13 protein-coding genes and 1 pseudogene are annotated in these 18,280 nt (G+C 67.5%); 10 read left to right on the forward strand and 4 right to left on the reverse strand.

All coding sequences use genetic code 11. The features are described from left to right. Window positions 1-31: 31 nt before the first annotated feature. The gene (betI, locus tag ACWMMN_RS19630) at window positions 32-616 is read right to left on the reverse strand and encodes a transcriptional regulator BetI (RefSeq protein ID WP_059239210.1); all 585 of its coding nucleotides are present in this window, start codon (window positions 614-616) and stop codon (window positions 32-34) included. Window positions 617-1,336: 720 nt separating this feature from the next. On the opposite strand from betI, the gene ACWMMN_RS19635 reads away from it, so the two are divergent. The 8 genes from ACWMMN_RS19635 (at window position 1,337) to fdhA (ending at window position 11,203) form a co-directional block, all read left to right on the forward strand. After that, window positions 1,337-2,239, forward strand: coding sequence for an alpha/beta fold hydrolase (locus tag ACWMMN_RS19635; protein ID WP_059239211.1), 903 nt, complete (start codon window positions 1,337-1,339; stop codon window positions 2,237-2,239). Between the two features lie 67 nt (window positions 2,240-2,306). After that, on the forward strand, window positions 2,307-2,876 hold the full coding sequence (locus ACWMMN_RS19640) for a methyltransferase family protein (RefSeq protein WP_486423820.1): 570 nt from the start codon (window positions 2,307-2,309) through the stop codon (window positions 2,874-2,876). 17 nt (window positions 2,877-2,893) lie between these two features. Further along, window positions 2,894-4,177 carry a glycosyltransferase gene (locus tag ACWMMN_RS19645; protein ID WP_342705336.1) on the forward strand — a complete coding sequence of 428 codons (1,284 nt, stop codon included), beginning with the start codon at window positions 2,894-2,896 and terminating at the stop codon, window positions 4,175-4,177. After that, the gene (locus ACWMMN_RS19650; RefSeq protein WP_174992534.1) at window positions 4,174-5,769 is read left to right on the forward strand and encodes a DHA2 family efflux MFS transporter permease subunit; all 1,596 of its coding nucleotides are present in this window, start codon (window positions 4,174-4,176) and stop codon (window positions 5,767-5,769) included. Before ACWMMN_RS19645 ends, ACWMMN_RS19650 begins: the two co-directional genes overlap by 4 nt. Window positions 5,770-5,779: 10 nt before the next feature. Further along, window positions 5,780-6,718, forward strand: coding sequence for a glycosyltransferase family 2 protein (locus tag ACWMMN_RS19655; protein ID WP_174992533.1), 939 nt, complete (start codon window positions 5,780-5,782; stop codon window positions 6,716-6,718). A 2-nt stretch (window positions 6,719-6,720) separates the two neighbouring features. Further along, window positions 6,721-8,559, forward strand: a complete 1,839-nt coding sequence (locus ACWMMN_RS19660; RefSeq protein WP_486423821.1) for an efflux transporter outer membrane subunit — start codon at window positions 6,721-6,723, stop codon at window positions 8,557-8,559. Continuing rightward, window positions 8,559-9,749, forward strand: a complete 1,191-nt coding sequence (locus ACWMMN_RS19665) for a hemolysin secretion protein D (protein WP_486423822.1) — start codon at window positions 8,559-8,561, stop codon at window positions 9,747-9,749. Before ACWMMN_RS19660 ends, ACWMMN_RS19665 begins: the two co-directional genes overlap by 1 nt. Before the next feature lie 257 nt (window positions 9,750-10,006). Next, a complete protein-coding gene (gene fdhA / locus ACWMMN_RS19670; RefSeq protein WP_059239222.1) occupies window positions 10,007-11,203 on the forward strand; it encodes a formaldehyde dehydrogenase, glutathione-independent in 1,197 nt (398 codons plus the stop codon). A 194-nt stretch (window positions 11,204-11,397) separates the two neighbouring features. Here the strand turns inward: fdhA and ACWMMN_RS19675 are convergent, their stop codons facing one another. Together ACWMMN_RS19675 and ACWMMN_RS19680 are read right to left on the reverse strand one after the other, a co-directional pair. Further along, window positions 11,398-12,159: a hypothetical protein gene (locus ACWMMN_RS19675; protein WP_174992542.1), complete on the reverse strand. Its 762-nt coding sequence runs from the start codon at window positions 12,157-12,159 to the stop codon at window positions 11,398-11,400. A gap of 189 nt (window positions 12,160-12,348) precedes the next feature. Next, window positions 12,349-13,770 carry an aminotransferase-like domain-containing protein gene (locus ACWMMN_RS19680; protein ID WP_486423823.1) on the reverse strand — a complete coding sequence of 474 codons (1,422 nt, stop codon included), beginning with the start codon at window positions 13,768-13,770 and terminating at the stop codon, window positions 12,349-12,351. Window positions 13,771-14,041: 271 nt separating this feature from the next. Here ACWMMN_RS19680 and ACWMMN_RS19685 point away from each other — a divergent pair, with 271 nt between their 5' ends. Beyond that, entirely contained in the window at window positions 14,042-15,454 is a 1,413-nt protein-coding gene (locus ACWMMN_RS19685; RefSeq protein WP_174992529.1) for a discoidin domain-containing protein, read from the forward strand. 59 nt (window positions 15,455-15,513) lie between these two features. Here ACWMMN_RS19685 and ACWMMN_RS19690 read toward each other — a convergent pair. Next, window positions 15,514-16,531: pseudogene (locus ACWMMN_RS19690) on the reverse strand (GlxA family transcriptional regulator). 448 nt (window positions 16,532-16,979) lie between these two features. Here ACWMMN_RS19690 and ACWMMN_RS19695 point away from each other — a divergent pair. After that, window positions 16,980-18,254 carry a serine hydroxymethyltransferase gene (locus tag ACWMMN_RS19695; RefSeq protein WP_174992527.1) on the forward strand — a complete coding sequence of 425 codons (1,275 nt, stop codon included), beginning with the start codon at window positions 16,980-16,982 and terminating at the stop codon, window positions 18,252-18,254. Window positions 18,255-18,280 lie beyond the last annotated feature (26 nt).

An 18,280-nucleotide genomic window follows, 5' to 3' on the forward strand; every position in this document is an offset into this window, starting at 1 on the left:
AGGATCTCCTTGAGGGCGACTGCGTGACGCGTCAGGCGGACGCGAGCAGCAGGTCGATGTAATCGTGGGCGAGCTTCAATGCCGCCCGGGTGTCGATCGGACCGCCGGCGAGCGCGCCGCGCAGCCACAGGCCGTCGATCAGCGCGGCGAGGCCGCCGGCGGCTTCGCGCGCTTTCGCGCGCGGCAACGCCTTCGCGAATTCGGCGCACAGGTTCGAATGGAGGCGCCGCGTGTTGACGTGCTGCAGCCGCTTGAGCATCGGGTCGTGCATGCTCTGCGACCAGAACGCGAGCCACGTCTTCATCACGGGCGCGCTGACCTGCGTGTCGTCGAAGTTCGCGGCGACGATCGCGCGCAGCCGCGAACGCGGATCCTTGCGCGCAGCCGTGCGGCGGCGCGTGGTGGCCGACCACAGGTCGCGCAGCACGTGCCGCATCGTTGCTTCGAGCAGGCCGTCCTTGTCGCCGAAGTAGTGGCTGACAATGCCCGTCGAGATGTTCGCGCGTTGCGCGACCGATGCGAGCGTCGTGCCGGGCAGGCCCGCTTCGTCGATCGAGCGCAGCGTGGCATCGATCAACTGTGCGCGGCGAATCTCCCGCATTCCGACTTTCGGCATCGCGACTCCCTTCGCCCGGACGGGCCGTCCATGGAAGTCGAGAGCTTAGCGGTTTTTTATTGATCGTTCAATCAACAAAAAACCGGGGTCGGACGATCAGGCTGCCCTCGATAACGGGTCTCGATTGCGTCCGCAGTCATGTGCAGGTGCGGAAAAACGCATTGAAAGAAGGTTAATTAAATTGGAATCTGTTTAAAACGGTTTCTGATAAATGACGCAATGCGGAGAAAAGTTTTCACTTCCGCATCCATTGCAAATCGAAAGAGTGTCGAATTCTGTAATATTATTCGCGATGTGAAATCGTCAATTCGGATTGTGAAGATGCACGGCTTTGTAAAAACCGTTTCAATCGGGCGATTGAAGTGAGTCTAGTGATTGAATATAAACGATTATTTGTAATTTTTGAGCGCCGGTGCAGCCTGCCCGCAAACGATTGCGATCACCTTTCGGAAAATTCCGCTTACCATAGAAATTGATAAAAAAATTTGAATCCGGCCCATTTCCGGGTGGAGTAGAGGGGATCCTTGGAATGACTTGAGTAAGTAATATCGGCCGTATTAGTATGGCGCCGCACTACGAGGAATGAATGGGCGCCGCCGGCAATTGCCGCGGTGCGTCGGCAACGGGCGCGTGGACAGACCGCGCACGGGGCCGGCGTCAGCCATTGCGCACCTGCAGCATGCCGCGACGTCGAGACGCCGCATCCACCGGAGAACGACGATGCCGACCGAAAAACACGTGGTCCCGCTACCGAATGGTCTGAAGGTCTACGTCGAACGGAACGTGTTCGACCCGGCATTCGACACGGCGATGCTCGTCAACGGCGCACTCGCGACGACCGCGTCGTTCGGCCAGACCGTCCAGTATCTCGGCGAGCGGATGAATACGATCTGCTTCGACCTGCCGTATGCGGGGCAGTCGCGTCAGCACAACCCGGGCTGCTACATCCTGACCAAGGACGACGAGGCCGCGATCCTGCAGTACCTCGTCGAGCATTTCGCGCCGGCGTTTCTCGTGTCGGTGTCGTGGGGCGGCGTCGCGTCGCTGTTCGCGCTCGCGCGCGGCTGCCCGAGCGTGCGGCGCGCGGCGATCTGCTCGTTCTCGCCGTTCCTGAACGCCGCGATGGTCGACTACGTGACGCGCGCCCGCGACCACATCGCAGCCGGCGAGAATCTCAAGGCCGCGCAGTTGCTGAACGACACGGTTGGCCGTTACCTGCCGCGCATCATGAAGCTGTACAACTACCGGTATCTCACGCGCCTGCCGCGCGACGAGCAGGACCAGGTCGCGTTCCACGTCGACCAGATCCTGTCGCTGCAGCCCGAGCGCTACTTCAGCGAGTTCGCGAACATCGGCTGCGAGCTGCTGTTCCTGAACGGCGAGCGCGACGACTACACGACGCCGGCCGACGTGCGCCAGCTCGGCGCGCATGTGTCGCGTGCGCGCTTCGCGACGGTGCCGGACGCCGGCCACTTCCTCGACATCGAAGGCCGCGCGCAGCGCGAATACACGCGTACGGCGCTGCTCGACTTCTTCTGCGGCGAGTCGTCCGTCGCGGCCGGCATCGCACGCGCGGCCGCGCATGCGTGCGTGCCCGCGCCGATGCACGCGCTGTCGTCGTGACCTCATCCGTCGTGCATCGGGCTCGTCCCGCGCATCCGAATTCCCATCCCACCGAGGCAGGCCCGCCGTGAATATCGTTCAGACCATCGCCATCGTCGTTCCGTGGGCCGTGTGGCTCGCGTACTGGATTGCCACGTCGCAGGGCGTGAAGGCGACCGTGCGCAAGGAGGCGTCGCGCTCGCGCACGCTGCAGTCGATTCCGCTGATCGTCGGCGGCGCGCTGATCATCCTGCCCGATCCGTCGTGGCGGGCGCTCGTTCCCGACTGGCAATGCTTCGGGCTGCAGGCGCAGTGCGGGCTCGCGGTGCTGGTGGCCGGCCTGCTGTTCTCGGTCTGGGCGCGGCTGCACCTCGGCACGAACTGGAGCGTGTCGGTCACGCTGAAGGAAGACCACGAACTCGTCCGCACGGGGCCGTACGCGCTCGTGCGTCACCCGATCTACACGGGTTGCCTGATCGCGCTCGCCGGCGCCACGCTGATCGGCGGCGAATGGCGCGGCGTGATCGGCGTGCTGCTCGTGTTCGCATCGCTTGCGTACAAGGTGCGCGTCGAGGAAAGCTGGCTGACCGGGTATTTCGGGCCGGCCTACGCGCAGTACCGCCGTGAAGTGGCGGCGCTGATTCCCGGCTTCTACTGACCCCGGCGAGGCGCGCGATGGCGAAGATGATCGTGACCGCGATCGGCTCGGCGGGCGACGTGCATCCGCTGCTCGGCGTCGCGCGCACGCTCGCGGCGCGCGGTCACGACGTCGTGTTCTGCACGCACGCGCCGTTCGAGGCGGCCGTGCGCCGCTGCGGCTTCGCGTTCGTGCCGGTCGGTACGGCAGCCGAATACGACGCGGCGATGGAGAACCCGGCGCTGTGGGATCCGCGCACGTCGTTCCGCACGCTGTGGCAGGTGATCGCGCCGACGCTGCGCCTGCACTACGACGCGCTGCATGCGCTGACCGATGCCGACACGGTGCTCGTCGGCACGCTGTGGGCGTTCTCCGCGCGCTTCATGCAGGAGCTGCACGGCACGCCGTACGTGTCGGTGCAGGTGTCGCCGTCGACGCTGCTGTCCGCGCATGCGCCGCCGACGCACCCGCGCCTGACGATTCCTGCGCGCTGGCCGCTGCCGGTGAAGTCGGCGCTGATGACGCTGATCGAGCGCCAGGTGCTCGACCGCGTGTGCGGCCCCGCGCTCAACGCGGTGCGCCGCGAGCTGGGGCTTGCGCCCGCACGGCGCGTGCTCGGCCGCTGGCTGCATTCGACCGACGGCGTGCTGTGCCTGTTTCCCGGCTGGTTCGCGCCGCCGCAGCCCGACTGGCCGTCGAATCATCTGCAAAGCGGTTTTCCGTTGTTCAACGATATTGCGACACCCGACGATGATGTGGCACTCGATGCGTTTCTCGCGGCCGGCGAGTCCCCGGTCGTGTTCACGGCCGGTTCGACACGCGTCGATCACGCGGCATACGCGGGCGCGGTGGCGCATGCGCTGCGCGCGACCGGCGCGCGCGGGATCCTGCTGACGCCGTACGATGCGGCCCCTGGCGACGACCGGCTGCTCGTGCGCCGCTTCGTGCCGATGCGCACGCTGCTGCCGCGTTGCCGCGCGCTCGTGCATCACGGCGGGATCGGCACCGCGGCGCTCGCGTGCGAGGCCGGGATCGTGCAGGTGGTCACGCCGTTCGCACACGACCAGTTCGACAACGCGCAACGCGTCGTCGCGAACGGCTGCGGCGTGCGCGTCGACGGCCCGGTCGACGGCGCGCGGCTCGCCGCGGCGCTCGCGCGCGTGCTCGCCGAACCGGCGTTCGCGGTGCACGCGAAGCGCACGCGCGCGCTGCTCGCGGCCGGGCCGGACGGCTGCGGCGCGGCCGCCGATTTCATCGAACGATTCGTGCCGACGCGCGCTCGCGTGGCCGCGCGGGCCGATCTCGCGGTGGCCGGCGCATGAGCACCGCATCGCCGCTTCACGACGGGCCCGTCGCGCCGTCCGCGTTCGACGCGCCGGCGCCTGCGCCGGCCGCGCAGCCAGTGCGCGGGATCCGGCTCGCGCTGCTGACGTTCGCGCTGTCGCTCGCGACCTTCATCGAGGTGCTCGACTCGACCGTGACGAACGTCGCGGTGCCGGCCATCTCCGGCAGCCTCGGCGTATCGAACAGCCAGGGCACGTGGGTAATCAGCTCGTATTCGGTCGCGGCCGCGATCGCGGTGCCGCTGACGGGCTGGCTCGCGCGCCGTGTGGGCGAGCTGCGGCTGTTCGTCGGCGCGGTGCTGCTGTTCACGCTCACGTCGCTGCTGTGCGGGTTCGCGCGCGACCTGCACGTGCTGGTAATCTGCCGCGCGCTGCAGGGGCTGTGCTCGGGGCCGATGGTGCCGCTGTCGCAGACGATCCTGCTGCGCACGTTCCCGCCCGACAAGCGCACGATCGCGCTCGCGCTGTGGGCGATGACGGTGCTGCTCGCGCCGATCTTCGGGCCGGTGGTCGGCGGCTGGATCGTCGACAACTTCTCGTGGCCGTGGATCTTCCTGATCAACTTGCCGATCGGGCTGTTCTCGTTCGCGGTGTGCACCGCGATGCTGCGCCCCGACGCGCAGCGCGGCGCGGCCGGCCCGATCGACGTGCCGGGCATCGTGCTGCTCGTGATCGGCGTCGGCTCGCTGCAGGCGATGCTCGACCTCGGCCACGACCGCGGCTGGTTCGGTTCGCCGCTGATCGTCACGCTCGCGGCGGTCGCGACGCTCGCGATCGTGTCGCTGCTGATCTGGGAGGCGGGCGAAGCGCATCCCGTCGTCGATCTCAGCCTGTTCCGCGACCGCACCTTCTCGTTCTGCGTGCTGATCATTTCGCTCGGGATGATGAGCTTCTCGGTGGTCGGCGTCGTGTTCCCGCTGTGGATGCAGGCCGTGATGGGCTACAACGCGTTTCATGCGGGGCTCGCGACCGCGTCGCTCGGCGTGCTCGCGCTCGTGTTCTCGATCCTCGTCGGGATCCACGCGCACCGCTTCGACGCGCGCGTGCTCGCGACCTTCGGCTTCCTCGTGTTCGCGGCCGTGCTCGCGTGGGATGCGCATTTCACGCTGAAGATGACGTTCGCGCAGATTGCCGCGCCGGGGCTGATCCAGGGGATCGGGCTGCCGTGCTTCTTCATTCCGCTGACCGCCGCGACGCTGTCGCGCATTCCGGACGACCGGCTCGCCGCCGCGTCGAGCCTGTCGAACTTCCTGCGCACGCTGTCCGCTGCGTTCGGCACCGCGATGAGCGTGACGCTGTGGGAAAACCGTGCGACCTATCACTACGACGTCGTGTCGCAATCGGTCACGCACGCATCGGCGAACACGCAGCGATTCGTCCACGCGCTGAACGCGATGGGCGTGGACGGTGTGCGCGAGCTATCCACGCTGCACCAGGTCGTGATGCAGCAGGCGTACATGATGGCGACCAACGACATGTTCTGGATGGCGAGCATGACGTGTCTCGCGCTCGCGGCGATGATGTGGCTGACGCGGCCGAAGCGTGGCGCGGCCGCGTCGTTCGGGCATTGAGGAGAAGACCATGACGACACTCGGCGCACTCGTGATCCTGTATCACCCGAGCGATGCGCAGCTCGATGCGCTCAAGGCATGGCGGCACGCGTGCGACGCGCTGCTCGTCGTCGACAACACGCCGCAGCCCGATGCACGGGCGCGCGCGCTGTGCGACGGGGAAGGCATCGCGCTGCTGCATCACGGCAATCGCGGCGGCATCGCGGGCGCGTACAACGCGGGGCTCGCGGCGCTGTTCCGCGACCGCATCGACGCGGTCGCGCTGTTCGACCAGGATTCGTCGGTGCCGGCCGCGTATTTCCCGGTGATGCGCGACGTGTGCGCGGGGCTCGCGGGGCGCGCGTTCCTGGCCGGCCCGCGTATCTTCGACGAGAACGCGCGCAGCTTCCTGCCCGAACTCGCGACGAACGGCATCGGCTTGCGCCGCCTGCGCATCGAGCCGGGCGCGCCGCTGCAGCGCTGCGCATTCCTGATCTCGTCGGGCTGCGTGGTGTCGCGCGACGCGTTCGATCTGCTCGGCCGCTTCGACGAGACGCTGTTCATCGATCACGTCGACACCGAATACAGCTTCCGCGCGCTGTCGCGCAACGTGCCGCTCTATGTCGTGCCGTCGCTGGTGCTGCCGCACCGGATCGGCGCGAAGCAGCGGCATGCGATCGGCCCTTTCGAAATGACGTCGATGAATCATTCGTGGCAACGGCGCTACTACAGCGCGCGCAATGCGGTGCAGCTCGGGATGCAGTACGGGCTGCGCTTTCCGGTGGCGATCGTGCCGAACCTGCTGACGGTGTGGCAGGTCGTGCAGATCGCGCTCGTCGAGCGCGACAAGCGTGCGAAGCTGGCCGGCATCCTGTTCGGCGTCGCGGACGGCCTGTTCGGCCGGCTCGGCCCGCTCGAGCGCACGCGGCCGCGTCTGGCTGCGCGTGCGCAGCGCGTTCAGCAGGGGTGACGATGCGGCGCATGGGGAAAGCGGCGGGCTCGGCGCGCGGCGTGAAGGGCGGCTCGATGATCGCAGCGGCGGTTGCGCTGCTCGCAATGAGCGGATGCGTGCCGTCGGGCTTCCTGCCTTCGCTGTCGCTGCGCGCGCCGGCCGACGATGCGCTCGCGCATACGACCGGCCCCGGTGCGAACGGCGCGTGGCCGGCGCCGGATTGGGTGAAGCAGCTTCAGGATCCGCAGCTCGACGACCTGGTGGCCGACGCGTCGCAGAACAGTCCCGATGTACAAGTCGCGCAGGCGCGGTTGCGGATCGCGCAGGCGCAGCTTCAGCAGTTCGATTCGCTGACGGGACTCACGGGCACGGCCGGCGCGACGATCAGCCGCGCGCGGATGCCGAAGCCCGGCGACATCGCCGACGTGACGGCCGGCGGCTATCGCGTGCCGGTACAGATCTTCGGCGATCCGAACGTGTCACCGTCGTCGATCTTCGTCGGGCTGAACTACCAGCTCGACCTGTGGGGCAAGAACCGCGCGGCGACGAAGAGCCTGATGTCGCTGCGAGATGCGGCCGGCGTCGAAGCCGAACAGGTGCGGCTGACGCTCGCCGTTGCGATCGTCACCGTGTACTGCCAGCTCGATCAGGCATACGCGGCGCGCGACCTGTTGCAGCAGAAGCTGAAGATCGGCCAGCGCGTGACGGCCGTGCTGCGCGAGCGCACCGCGCGCGGCCTCGACAACGCGTACGACGCGAGCGACGCATCGATCAAGCGCAGCCGCCTGCTCGAACAGATCGCGTTGAACGACGAGCAGATCAAGCTCGCGCAACTGCAGCTCGGCGTGCTGTCGGGGCGTGGCCCCGAGCGCGGGCTCGCGCTGCAGCGGCCGCGCGTCGGCGCGTTCGCGGGCGGTGCGGTGCCTGCGCGGCTGCCGGCCGATCTCCTCGGCCGCCGGCCCGATATCGTCGCCGCACGGCTGCGCGTCGAAGCCGCGTTCGCGAATGCCGATTCGACGCGCGCGCAGTTCTATCCGGACGTGAACCTCGTCGCGCTCGGCGGCGTATTTGCGCTGACGCCCGCGTCGTTGTTCTCGCGCGATTCGCTCGCCGGCTCGGTCGGCCCGGCGATCTCGCTGCCGATCTTCGATCGCGGCCGGTTGAAGGCGAAGCTCGGCGCGGATGTCGCGCAGGCCGACGTCGCGATCGGGCTGTACAACAAGACGGTCGACGACGCGCTCGGGCAGGTCGCGCAGCTCGTCACGTCGCTGCAGACGTCGCAGACGCTCGTCGCGCAGCAGCAGGACGCGGTCGCGGCCGCGCAGAAGATCGTGCAGATCGCGGCCGACCGCCACCGGCGCGGCGTGCTGATGCAGAAGGATGTCGATGTCGCGGATCTCACGCTGATCGACGAGCGCGCGCAGATGATCGCGTTGCTTGGCCGGCAGCGGTCGCTGCGCGTTGGGCTGATCGGTGCGCTCGGCGGCGGGTTCGATGCGGGCGTAACGGTGGCGCAGGCGCAGATACCGGCGGTGCATCGGGCGCATAGCGGCGCGGCGCGGCGTGGCACAGCGACCTCGGCGCCTGCTGCTGCCGCGAACCGCGCTGCGGCCGCCGGACCGGCGGACGACGGACGCGCGGGGAGCACGGCCACGTCACCGGCCGGAGCCGCGGCGAACGCCGCCCCCGTCCTTGCGCGGCGTGACGATTCGGCGCGCCGGTCGACGGCCGGTGCGACGCCTCGCAGCACGCCGGTTCTCGCCCGTGCGGCAGCGACGATCGCGGTACCGGCCCCGTCGATTCCCCAGCCGATCCCCCTGTTCCAGCACGATCGACTGATTGTTACGCAAAGCGACTGATGCACCACGACAACCTCCATACCGCCGCGCCGCCGGCCGCACCGACCGGCTCGGCACTCGATGCGCGCCGTGCGACGCGCCGCAAACGCTTCACCGTATTCTTCGCGATCGTGCTGCTGGCCGCGATCGCATGGATCGCGTACTGGCTGCTGAGCGACCGCTATTACGAAGACACCGACGACGCATACGTCGCGGGCAGCATCGTGCAGGTCGCCGCGCAGACTCCGGGTGCCGTGACCGACGTGCTGGTGGCCGATACGCAGGCCGTGCGCGCGGGGCAGACGCTCGTGAAGCTTGACGACACCGAAGCGTCCGTTGCGTTCGCGCAGGCGAAGGCGCAGCTCGCGCAGGCCGTGCGGCAGGTCGCGAACGCGAAGATCTCGAACACGATGTACGTCGAGGCCGTGAATGCGCGGCGCGCCGACCTGTCGCTCGCGCAGCGCGCGTTCGTCGCCCGCTCGGGCGCGTCGGTCGAGATCGTCGCGCCCGAGGAACTGGCGCGCGCGCGTGCGGCGGTGGCCGGCGCGCAGGCGAACCTCGCGGCCGCGCAGGCGCAGCTCGACGCGGCGCGCGCGCTCGGCAGCAAGCTGCCCGTCGACGAAAGCCCGGCCGTCGTGCAGGCGGCCGCGCAGTTCAAGCTTGCGTACCGGAACCTGAAGCGCACGACGATCGTCGCACCCGTCGACGGCACGATCGGGCAGCGCTCGGTGCAGGTCGGCCAGCAGGTCGGGCCCGGCGTGCCGCTGATGTCGGTCGTGCAGCTCAACCGGCTGTGGATCGAGGCGAATTTCAAGGAAGGGCAGATTCGCCACATGCGCGTCGGCCAGCCGGTCGAGGTCGTGTCGGATCTCTATGGCTCGCGGATCGCCTATCGCGGCCGCGTGCAGGGCTTCTCGGCCGGCACGGGCAGCGCATTCTCGATGCTGCCGTCGCAGAACGCGGCCGGCAACTGGATCAAGGTCGTGCAGCGCGTGCCGGTCGTGATCGCGCTCGATCCGCGCGATCTCGCCACGCATCCGCTGCGCGTCGGGCTGTCGATGCGCGCGACGGTCGATACGCACGACCGCAACGGTCATGCGCTCGACAGCGAGCCGCCGACGCCGGCCGTCAGCACGCGCGTGCACGACGGCGTCGCGAGCGAAGCGGAAGCGGCGGCCGCGGCGATCATCCGCGAGAATCAGGGCGGGTAACGCCCGTCAGCAAAGGAGCGGACCGTCCGCGAACGGCGGTCCGACCCTCGGCACGGCGCACTCGCGGCCGAAGCCTTCCCGTCGTTTCCCGCCCGACTTTCGTCTTTCCGCCATCGATGTCGGCGCCGATCAAACGCATGTCGCGTTTGAGACATCGGCGCCCCTGCCTCCGGGACTACTCTCGAACAGCACGTTGCGTGTGCGCCGCATGAGCCGGCGCGCCGCGACGCCATCCAACGAGACATGGAGACAATACGATGAGCAGCAATCGAGGTGTCGTCTATCTTGGACCGGGCCAGGTCGAAGTCCAGAAAATCGATTATCCGAAGATGGTCGACCCGAGCGGCCGCGCGATCGGCCACGGCGTGATCCTGAAAGTGGTCAGCACGAACATCTGCGGCTCCGACCAGCACATGGTGCGCGGCCGCACGACCGCACCGGTCGGCCTCGTGCTCGGTCACGAGATCACCGGCGAAGTGGTCGAAGTGGGCCGCGACGTCGAGACGCTGAAGATCGGCGATCTCGTGTCGGTGCCGTTCAACGTCGCCTGCGGCCGTTGCGCGATGTGCAAGGACACGCATACCGGCGTGTGCCTGAACGTGAACCCGTCGCGTGCCGGCGGCGCGTACGGCTACGTCGACATGGGCGGCTGGATCGGCGGCCAGGCCGAGTACGTGCTCGTGCCGTACGCCGATTTCAACTTGCTGAAATTCCCGGACCGCGATCAGGCGATGTCGAAGATTCGCGACCTGACCTGCCTGTCCGACATTTTGCCGACCGGTTATCACGGTGCGGTGAGCGCAGGCGTGAAGCCGGGCTCGACGGTCTATATCGCTGGCGCGGGCCCGGTCGGCATGGCGGCGGCCGCATCGGCGCGCCTGCTCGGCGCGGCCGTGACGATCGTCGGCGACATGAACGCGGAACGTCTCGCGCATGCGCGTGCGATGGGCTTCGAGACGGTCGACCTGTCGAAGGACGCCTCGCTCGGCGAGCAGATCGAACAGATCCTCGGCGTGCCCGAGATTGACTGCGCGGTCGATTGCGTCGGCTTCGAGGCGCACGGCCACGGTTCGTCGGGCCATTCGGAGGAAGCGCCCGCGACGGTGCTGAACTCGCTGATGGAAATCACGCGCCCGGCCGGCGCGATCGGCATCCCGGGGCTGTACGTGACGGACGATCCGGGCGCGAAGGACAAGGCCGCGCAGCACGGCAGCCTGAGCATCCGCTTCGGCCTCGGCTGGGCGAAGTCGCACTCGTTCTTCACGGGCCAGACGCCGGTGCTGAAGTACAACCGCAACCTGATGCAGGCGATCCTGTTCGACCGGCTGCCGATCGCGAAGATCGTCAACGTCGAAGTGATCTCGCTCGACCAGGCGCCGGAAGGCTACAAGAAGTTCGACGGCGGCGCACCGCGCAAATTCGTCATCGACCCGCACGGGTTGCTGGCGGCCTGATGCACTAGCGTTCGTTCGCTACGCGTGCGACGACACGGGCGGCTCCGGAAACGGGCCGCCCGTTTTCGTTGGAGGCATGCCGGCGCGGGAGAGTGACCCATTGAACGTCATGCGTTCGTCGCGGCACAAACGAGGTTTTGTGAAGGGTGGGTCAGAAGAATGAATCGTCGGCCGAGAAGGCGCGAATCGCGCACTCAGTGGCCGCGATAGAGTTTCGCGATCCCGGCGTTGCCGGATGCGGTGTACCGCCCGTGGCGCGCATGCAGGCTCACGCGGCGGATCGGATGCGAGCGATGCGCGGCATCGCGGCTGCCTTTCCAGTCCGCCACGCGAACCGTGCTGGCGTGTGTCCGGTCGGGTACGCGCATCGACGTTGCGGCTTGCGCAACCTGCATCTTGCCTGCAGGCGGGCTGGCATTCGCGTCGTCGTGTGGCGGAATGGCTGCCGGTTGCGGCGTTCCGTCGGGCGCATGAAACGGAAAAACGGGCGTCGGCAATACCGGCAGTACCGGCTCGTTCACGGTATGCAAGCCGGATTCGGTCGCGGCCGCTGCCGGCGTACCGGAACCGCGGCAGACGGGATCGGCCTTGCACGTTCGATCGACCACAACGTAACCGCCGACCAGCAGGACGAGCGTCAGGATGCTCAGGATCGGTGCGCTCGACGCACTCGGCCGCCGGAACGCCGCATCGCGCAGCGCGTGCGCGACGCGCGACGACCACGAACGGACGGCATGCGGCGCCTGTGCGGCGTGCGCAGGGTCGGGCGTATGGCGAATCGGATCGAACGGCCAGTCCCACTGGCCGCAGACGGGGCAGCGCTCGAGTGCGCGGAGCGTGACGAATCCGCATTCCCGGCAACGGCAGCTCGCGGCGTGCCGCGATTCGGCGCGTGAGTTCAACACGGCGCGCCACGCATCGCGCGTGCGCACGTTCCGGTTGGGCAGGACGCGCATCGTCAGCGGCGGGCGGGCGCCATCAACGGAGCACACGCCGGCTGTCGTTCGCATTCGGTGTTCATGTGATTCTCCATAACATCGGACGCGAGGAATCCGTTCGTCCGCGGCTGCCTGTCGCTTCATTCTTTGCCGCTTGCGCGTGAAAGGCAAGGACGATGTAGGTCGTCGTGGGCCGCACGCCGGGCGCTAACCGTCGTGCCGCTGGCGCGCCGCAAGCGTCCCGATGGTCTCCATCGCGCGCTCGACGGCCGGTGTCCACGGCCGGCCGTAGTTGAGGCGCAGATAGCGGCGGAATCCGCCGGTCGCGGAAAAGATCGGCCCCGGCGCGATGCTGACGCCGCTTGCCATCGCGGCGTCGAACAGGTGCATCGCGTCGACGCGCGGCGGCAGTTCGAGCCACAGGAAATACCCGCCGCGCGGCGCGAATACTTCGGTGTCCGCCGGAAAATACGCGCGCACGGCCGCGAGCATCTGTTCCTGGTGCGCGGCGAGATTGCGCCGCAGCTTGCGCAGGAAGCGGTCGTATGCACCGTCGCGCAGGTAGCTCGAGATCGCCAGCTGCGCGGGCACGTCGGCGGCCGGCGCGCTCGCGCCTTTCGCCTGCCGGATCTGCCGCACGAAGCGTCCGGCCGCGACCCAGCCGATCCGGAACCCGGGCGCGAGACATTTCGAGAACGACCCGCAATGCAGGACGAGCCCACTGTCGTCATACAGTTTCGCGGGGCGCGTGGGCGCCGTGCCGAAATGCAGTTCGGCGTATACGTCGTCCTCGATCAGCGGCACGCCGCGCGACGCGAGCAGGTCGATCAGCGCGCGCTTGCGCTCGTCGGACAGTGTCGCGCCGGTCGGGTTGTGGAACGACGTCATGAACCAGCACGCGCGCACCGGATGCGTGTCGAGCACCTGCGCGAGCGCATCGAGATCGAGGCCCGTGCGCGGGTCGACCGGAATCTCGACGGCTTTCAGGTGCAGGCGCTGCACGGCGTGCAGCACCGCGTGGAATGCCGGGCGTTCGATCGCGACGATGTCGCCGGGGCGCGTCAGCGCCTGCAGGCAGAGTGTCAGCGCTTCGAGCGCGCCGGTCGTAATGACGATCTCGTCCATCGGCAATGCAGCGCCCGCATTCAGGTAGCGCAGCGCGATCTGGCGCCGCAATGCGTCGTTGCCGGGCGGCAATCCCGACAGCAGTTTCGTGCGATCCATGCTGCGGGCCGCCGACGCCACGTAGCGCCACAGGCTGCTCATCGGGAACAGCGAATAGCTGGCGAATGCCGAGCCGAGCGGGACGATGTCCTCGCATTTGAGGGAATCGAGCAGGCGGAGCAGCGTATCGTCGTCGCCGGCCGGCGGGGGGGCGGGCTTGCGCGGGGGATCGTGGCCGATCCGCACGCGCTTGTCTTCGACGTTCGCAACGAAATATCCGGACCGCGCCCGCGCGACGATCAGACCCTCGCTCTCGAGCGCGTAGTACGCGCGGAACACGGTGGACGGGCTCACGCCATACGCGCGGCACGCGGCGCGCACGGTGGGGATGCGCGCACCGGCCGCCAGGTCGCCGCGCCGGATCGCGTCGGCGATCGTCTGTGCCAGCGCCGCATATCGCTTCATGCCTGCCCCCCGGCCGCTCGAAGCCTCGCTGAAAAAAGAGTAGGGCACCGCACCCGTCGCACGCAAGCGCACCCCCAATCGCTGATCCGTATGTTTTTTGAGCGCTCTGATGCTGTTCTTTCGTCTGACAAGCAGGCATCCTGCAGCACGTTTTATTCCCGATATCCAACCGAGACGGAATCCACGCTGCCTGGCAGCGGCTCCGTGACCCACGCGCGTCTTGCATGGGTTCTTGTCTGCGGCGTCCTGACCCTACCCGGAAGCATCCAGCGTGAAACTGAAGACCCTCGCCGCCGGCCTCGTGGCCGGCATCGCACTCAACCTGTTCAGCGGCGTCGCAGCCGCGGCCTGCATCAACAATCCGGCGGCGCAGCCGAACGCGACGTTTCCCGCCGCGCTGACCGGCAAGCTCGTGTACCACAGCTACGTGAAGTACGGCGACGGCACGAGCCAGCTGTTCCTCTACGACTTCTCGGCCCATACGCTGACGCAACTGAGCAAGAGCACGTGGGGCATCACCGATCCGATGAACGGCGTGTTCAGCCCCGACGGCAAGTGGCTGGCGTTCATGGGCATCAGCAACGGCGCGTGGAACGTGTTCATGCTGCAGCTCGGCGCCGGCACGCCGCCCGTCAACCTGACGAACAGCACGGGCGCGACGCGCAACGAGGACCCGAAGTTCAGCGCGGACGGCAAGACGCTGGTGTTCAAGCAGAACGGCGACGTCAAGCAGGCGACGCTGTCGTACACGAGCGCGGGCCCGACGTTCACGTCGGTTGTGAGCCTGACGAATGCACCGGCCGGCGCCGAGTATTCGATGCCGTATCTCGCGCCCGATTCGAGCGCCGTGTACTACGCGACGGGCACCGGCGCGAACATGGGGCTGATGAAGCGCACGCTCGCGACTGGCGTGACCGCGACGTTCGACAATCCGGCCGGGCTGCAGACGTACTACCCGATCGTGCGTGCGGACGGCATGGTGTTCTACGCGCGCTGGAAAGACAGCGGCCAGGCCGACCAGATCTATACGAAGACCGCGGACCCGGCTTCGACGCCGAACGCGTTGCCGATCAACGACTGCGTGAGCAACAACTCGGATCCGGCGCCGGTGAGCGGCACGAACTACGTGTTCTTCTCGTCGACGACGGCAGGCGGCTATCAGCTCTACGTCGGCGACGTGACGACCGGCCAGCGCTGGAGCCTGTCGCAGTTCGGCGTGAACGCCGATACGACGAAGGCCAAGCTTGGGTCGAGTTACTACGGCGGCCCGGCCGCCGCGCAGCCGACGCTGCTGTCGCAGGGGCACCCGGCGGCCGCGTCGGCGAGTTACAACGCGTCGCTTACGCCGGACAAGGCGTTCGACGGCAACACGACGAGCACGCGCTGGGATTCACCGGAAGGCGCGGGTGTCGGTTCGCAATGGATCTCCGTGGATCTCGGCGCGGTGAAGCACATCGATCACGTCGATCTGTACTGGGATGCGGGCGCGCTCGTTTATCAGATCCAGACGTCGAACGACAACGTCAACTGGACGACGATCTATTCGACGAGCAACGGCGTTTCATATACCCACGTCACGCTGCCGCATCTCAACGGCAGCGGTCGTTACGTGCGGATGCTCGGCACGCAGCGCGCGACGCAGTGGGGTTACTCGCTCTATGAAATGCAGGTGTGGGGATCGTAATCGCAAAGAAAAAAGCGGCCGCCAGGGCCGCTTTTTTCATGTGCCGGTCGCGGTGACGCTTATGCGTGCAGCACATGCGCCGGAAAGGCGGGGCTGGCGCTCGCCACACCCTGCGCGAGCGGCGCGACCTGCTTGCGGCGTTCGCGCGTCGGCGCGACGCCGAACGCGTCGCGATAGCTCTTGCTGAAATGGCACGCCGACTGGAAGCCGCACGCCATCGTGATGTGCATGATCGACATGTCGGTCTGCAGCAGCAACTCGCGCGCACGGCGCAGCCGCAGCGTCAGGTAGTAATGCGTCGGCGTCATGCCGAGGTGTTCGCGGAACAGGCGCTGCAGTTGCCGCTGCGACATGTTCGCGAGCCGCGCGAGCTCCTCGCGCGACAGCGGCTCCTCGATGTTGTTCTCCATCAGCGAGATCACTTCGAACAGCGACTTGTTCGCCGAGCCGAGCCGCGCGACGAGCGGCATGCGTTGCTGCGCGCTGGTGTCGCGCACGTGTTCGACGATGAACTGCTCGGCGATCTGCGTGACGCGCGCGGTGCCCACGCGCGCGGCGATCAGGTTCAGCATCATGTCGAGCGGCGCGACGCCGCCCGTGCACGTGATGCGGTCGCGGTCGATCACGAACAGTTCCTTCAGGAAGCGCGTGTCCGGAAACTCTTCCTTCAGCGCCGACATGTTTTCCCAGTGGATCGCGCACGCGTAGCCCGCGAGCAGCCCCGATTTCGCGAGTGCATAGGTGCCCGTGCACAGGCTGCCGAGCGGGATGCCCGAGCGCGCGAAGCGTCGACAGGTGGGCCGGCGTGGTTGCGCGCTGCACGTCGACGCCGCCGCACACGAAGACGATGTCGGGCTGCCCCACGCATTCGGCCGGGCCCGTGTCGACCGTGAGGCCGTTGCTCGCCGTGACCGGGCCGCCGTCCGGGCTGATCACCGACCAGCGGTAGAGCGGCTGGCCGCTCAGGTAGTTCGCCATCCGAAGCACCTCGATCGCATTGGTGAACGCGATCATCGTGAAATTCGGTAACGGCATGAACGCGAAGTGGGACAGCGACGCTGTGCGGTCGGGCGACATGGGGAGCGTTCCTAGAATCTCTAATAGCTATACGCCCGGGAGGCACGGATCGGGCTGCGGTATTGTGTGAGCGAGCGCAACAAGCGTGCCATACGGCTAAACCCTAGCTCCATACGTTGTCTGGGTGTAAGGGCGATGTTGCACTGCACCGCATCCGGGAGATGCCGCACCCCGAACGGGCGGCAAACGCACTGCCGGTGTGCGTGTCCATAGGTGAACAGCCGACGCCGTTTTGGTAAGTCATCCGAAAAAGCACGACCGGTCACTTGTATAAAACGGACGTGCATGGCGGAAAAGGCAAAGAACGCGTCTAAATTCATCAATCCGCCGAAAATCCGAACGACAAGAATAGAGCCGTCGGCAACCTTGCACTGGCGTAGCGGGAAACCCAGGCAGGGCGGGCCTTGAGCTTTGGTTGCAGCCCTTTATTCTTCGTCACGGACGCACTATGTCGAACACCCAGCCTTTCTTCTCGCAGCCCCTGGCCGAGCGCGACGCGCCGGTGCGCAGCGCCATCCTGAAGGAACTCGAGCGTCAGCAGTCGCAGGTCGAGCTGATCGCGTCGGAAAACATCGTGTCGCGCGCCGTGCTCGAGGCGCAGGGCTCGGTGCTGACGAACAAGTACGCGGAAGGCTATCCCGGCAAGCGCTACTACGGCGGTTGCGAGTTCGCCGATGAAGTCGAGGCGCTGGCGATCGAACGCGTGAAGCAGATCTTCAACGCCGGCTATGCGAACGTGCAGCCGCACTCGGGCGCGCAGGCGAACGGCTCGGTGATGCTCGCGCTGGCCAAGCCGGGCGACACGGTGCTCGGCATGTCGCTGGATGCCGGCGGCCACCTGACGCACGGCGCGAAGCCGGCGCTGTCGGGCAAGTGGTTCAATGCCGTCCAGTACGGCGTGAACCGCGACACGATGCGGATCGATTACGACCAGGTCGAGGCGCTGGCGCACGAGCACAAGCCGAACCTGATCATCGCCGGCTTCTCGGCGTACCCGCGTGCGCTCGACTTCGCGCGCTTCCGCGCGATTGCCGACAGCATCGGCGCGAAGCTGATGGTCGACATGGCGCACATCGCCGGCGTGATCGCCGCGGGCCGCCACGCGAACCCGGTCGAGCACGCGCACGTCGTCACGTCGACCACGCACAAGACGCTGCGCGGCCCGCGCGGCGGCTTCGTGCTGACCAACGACGAGGACATCGCGAAGAAGATCAACTCGGCCGTGTTCCCCGGCCTGCAGGGCGGCCCGCTGATGCACGTGATCGCCGGCAAGGCCGTCGCGTTCGGCGAAGTGCTGCATGCGGACTTCAAGACCTATATCGACAACGTGCTCGCGAACGCTCAAGCGCTCGGCGAAGTGCTGAAGGCCGGCGGCGTCGATCTCGTCACGGGCGGCACCGACAACCACCTGCTGCTGGTCGACCTGCGCCCGAAGGGCCTGAAGGGTGCGCCGGTCGAGCAGGCGCTGGAACGCGCGGGCATCACCTGCAACAAGAACGGCATCCCGTTCGACACAGAGAAGCCGACCGTTACCTCGGGCATCCGTCTCGGCACGCCGGCCGGCACGACGCGCGGCTTCGGCGTCGCGGAATTCCGTGAAGTCGGCCGCCTGATCCTCGAAGTGTTCGACGCGCTGCGCGCGAACCCGGAAGGCGACCACGCGACCGAACAGCGCGTGCGCCGCGAGATCTTCGCGCTGTGCGAACGCTTCCCGATCTACTGATCGACCCCACAAGAACAGACCCACGA

It is taken from the genome of Burkholderia cepacia complex sp. TUM26381 (assembly GCF_057439935.1).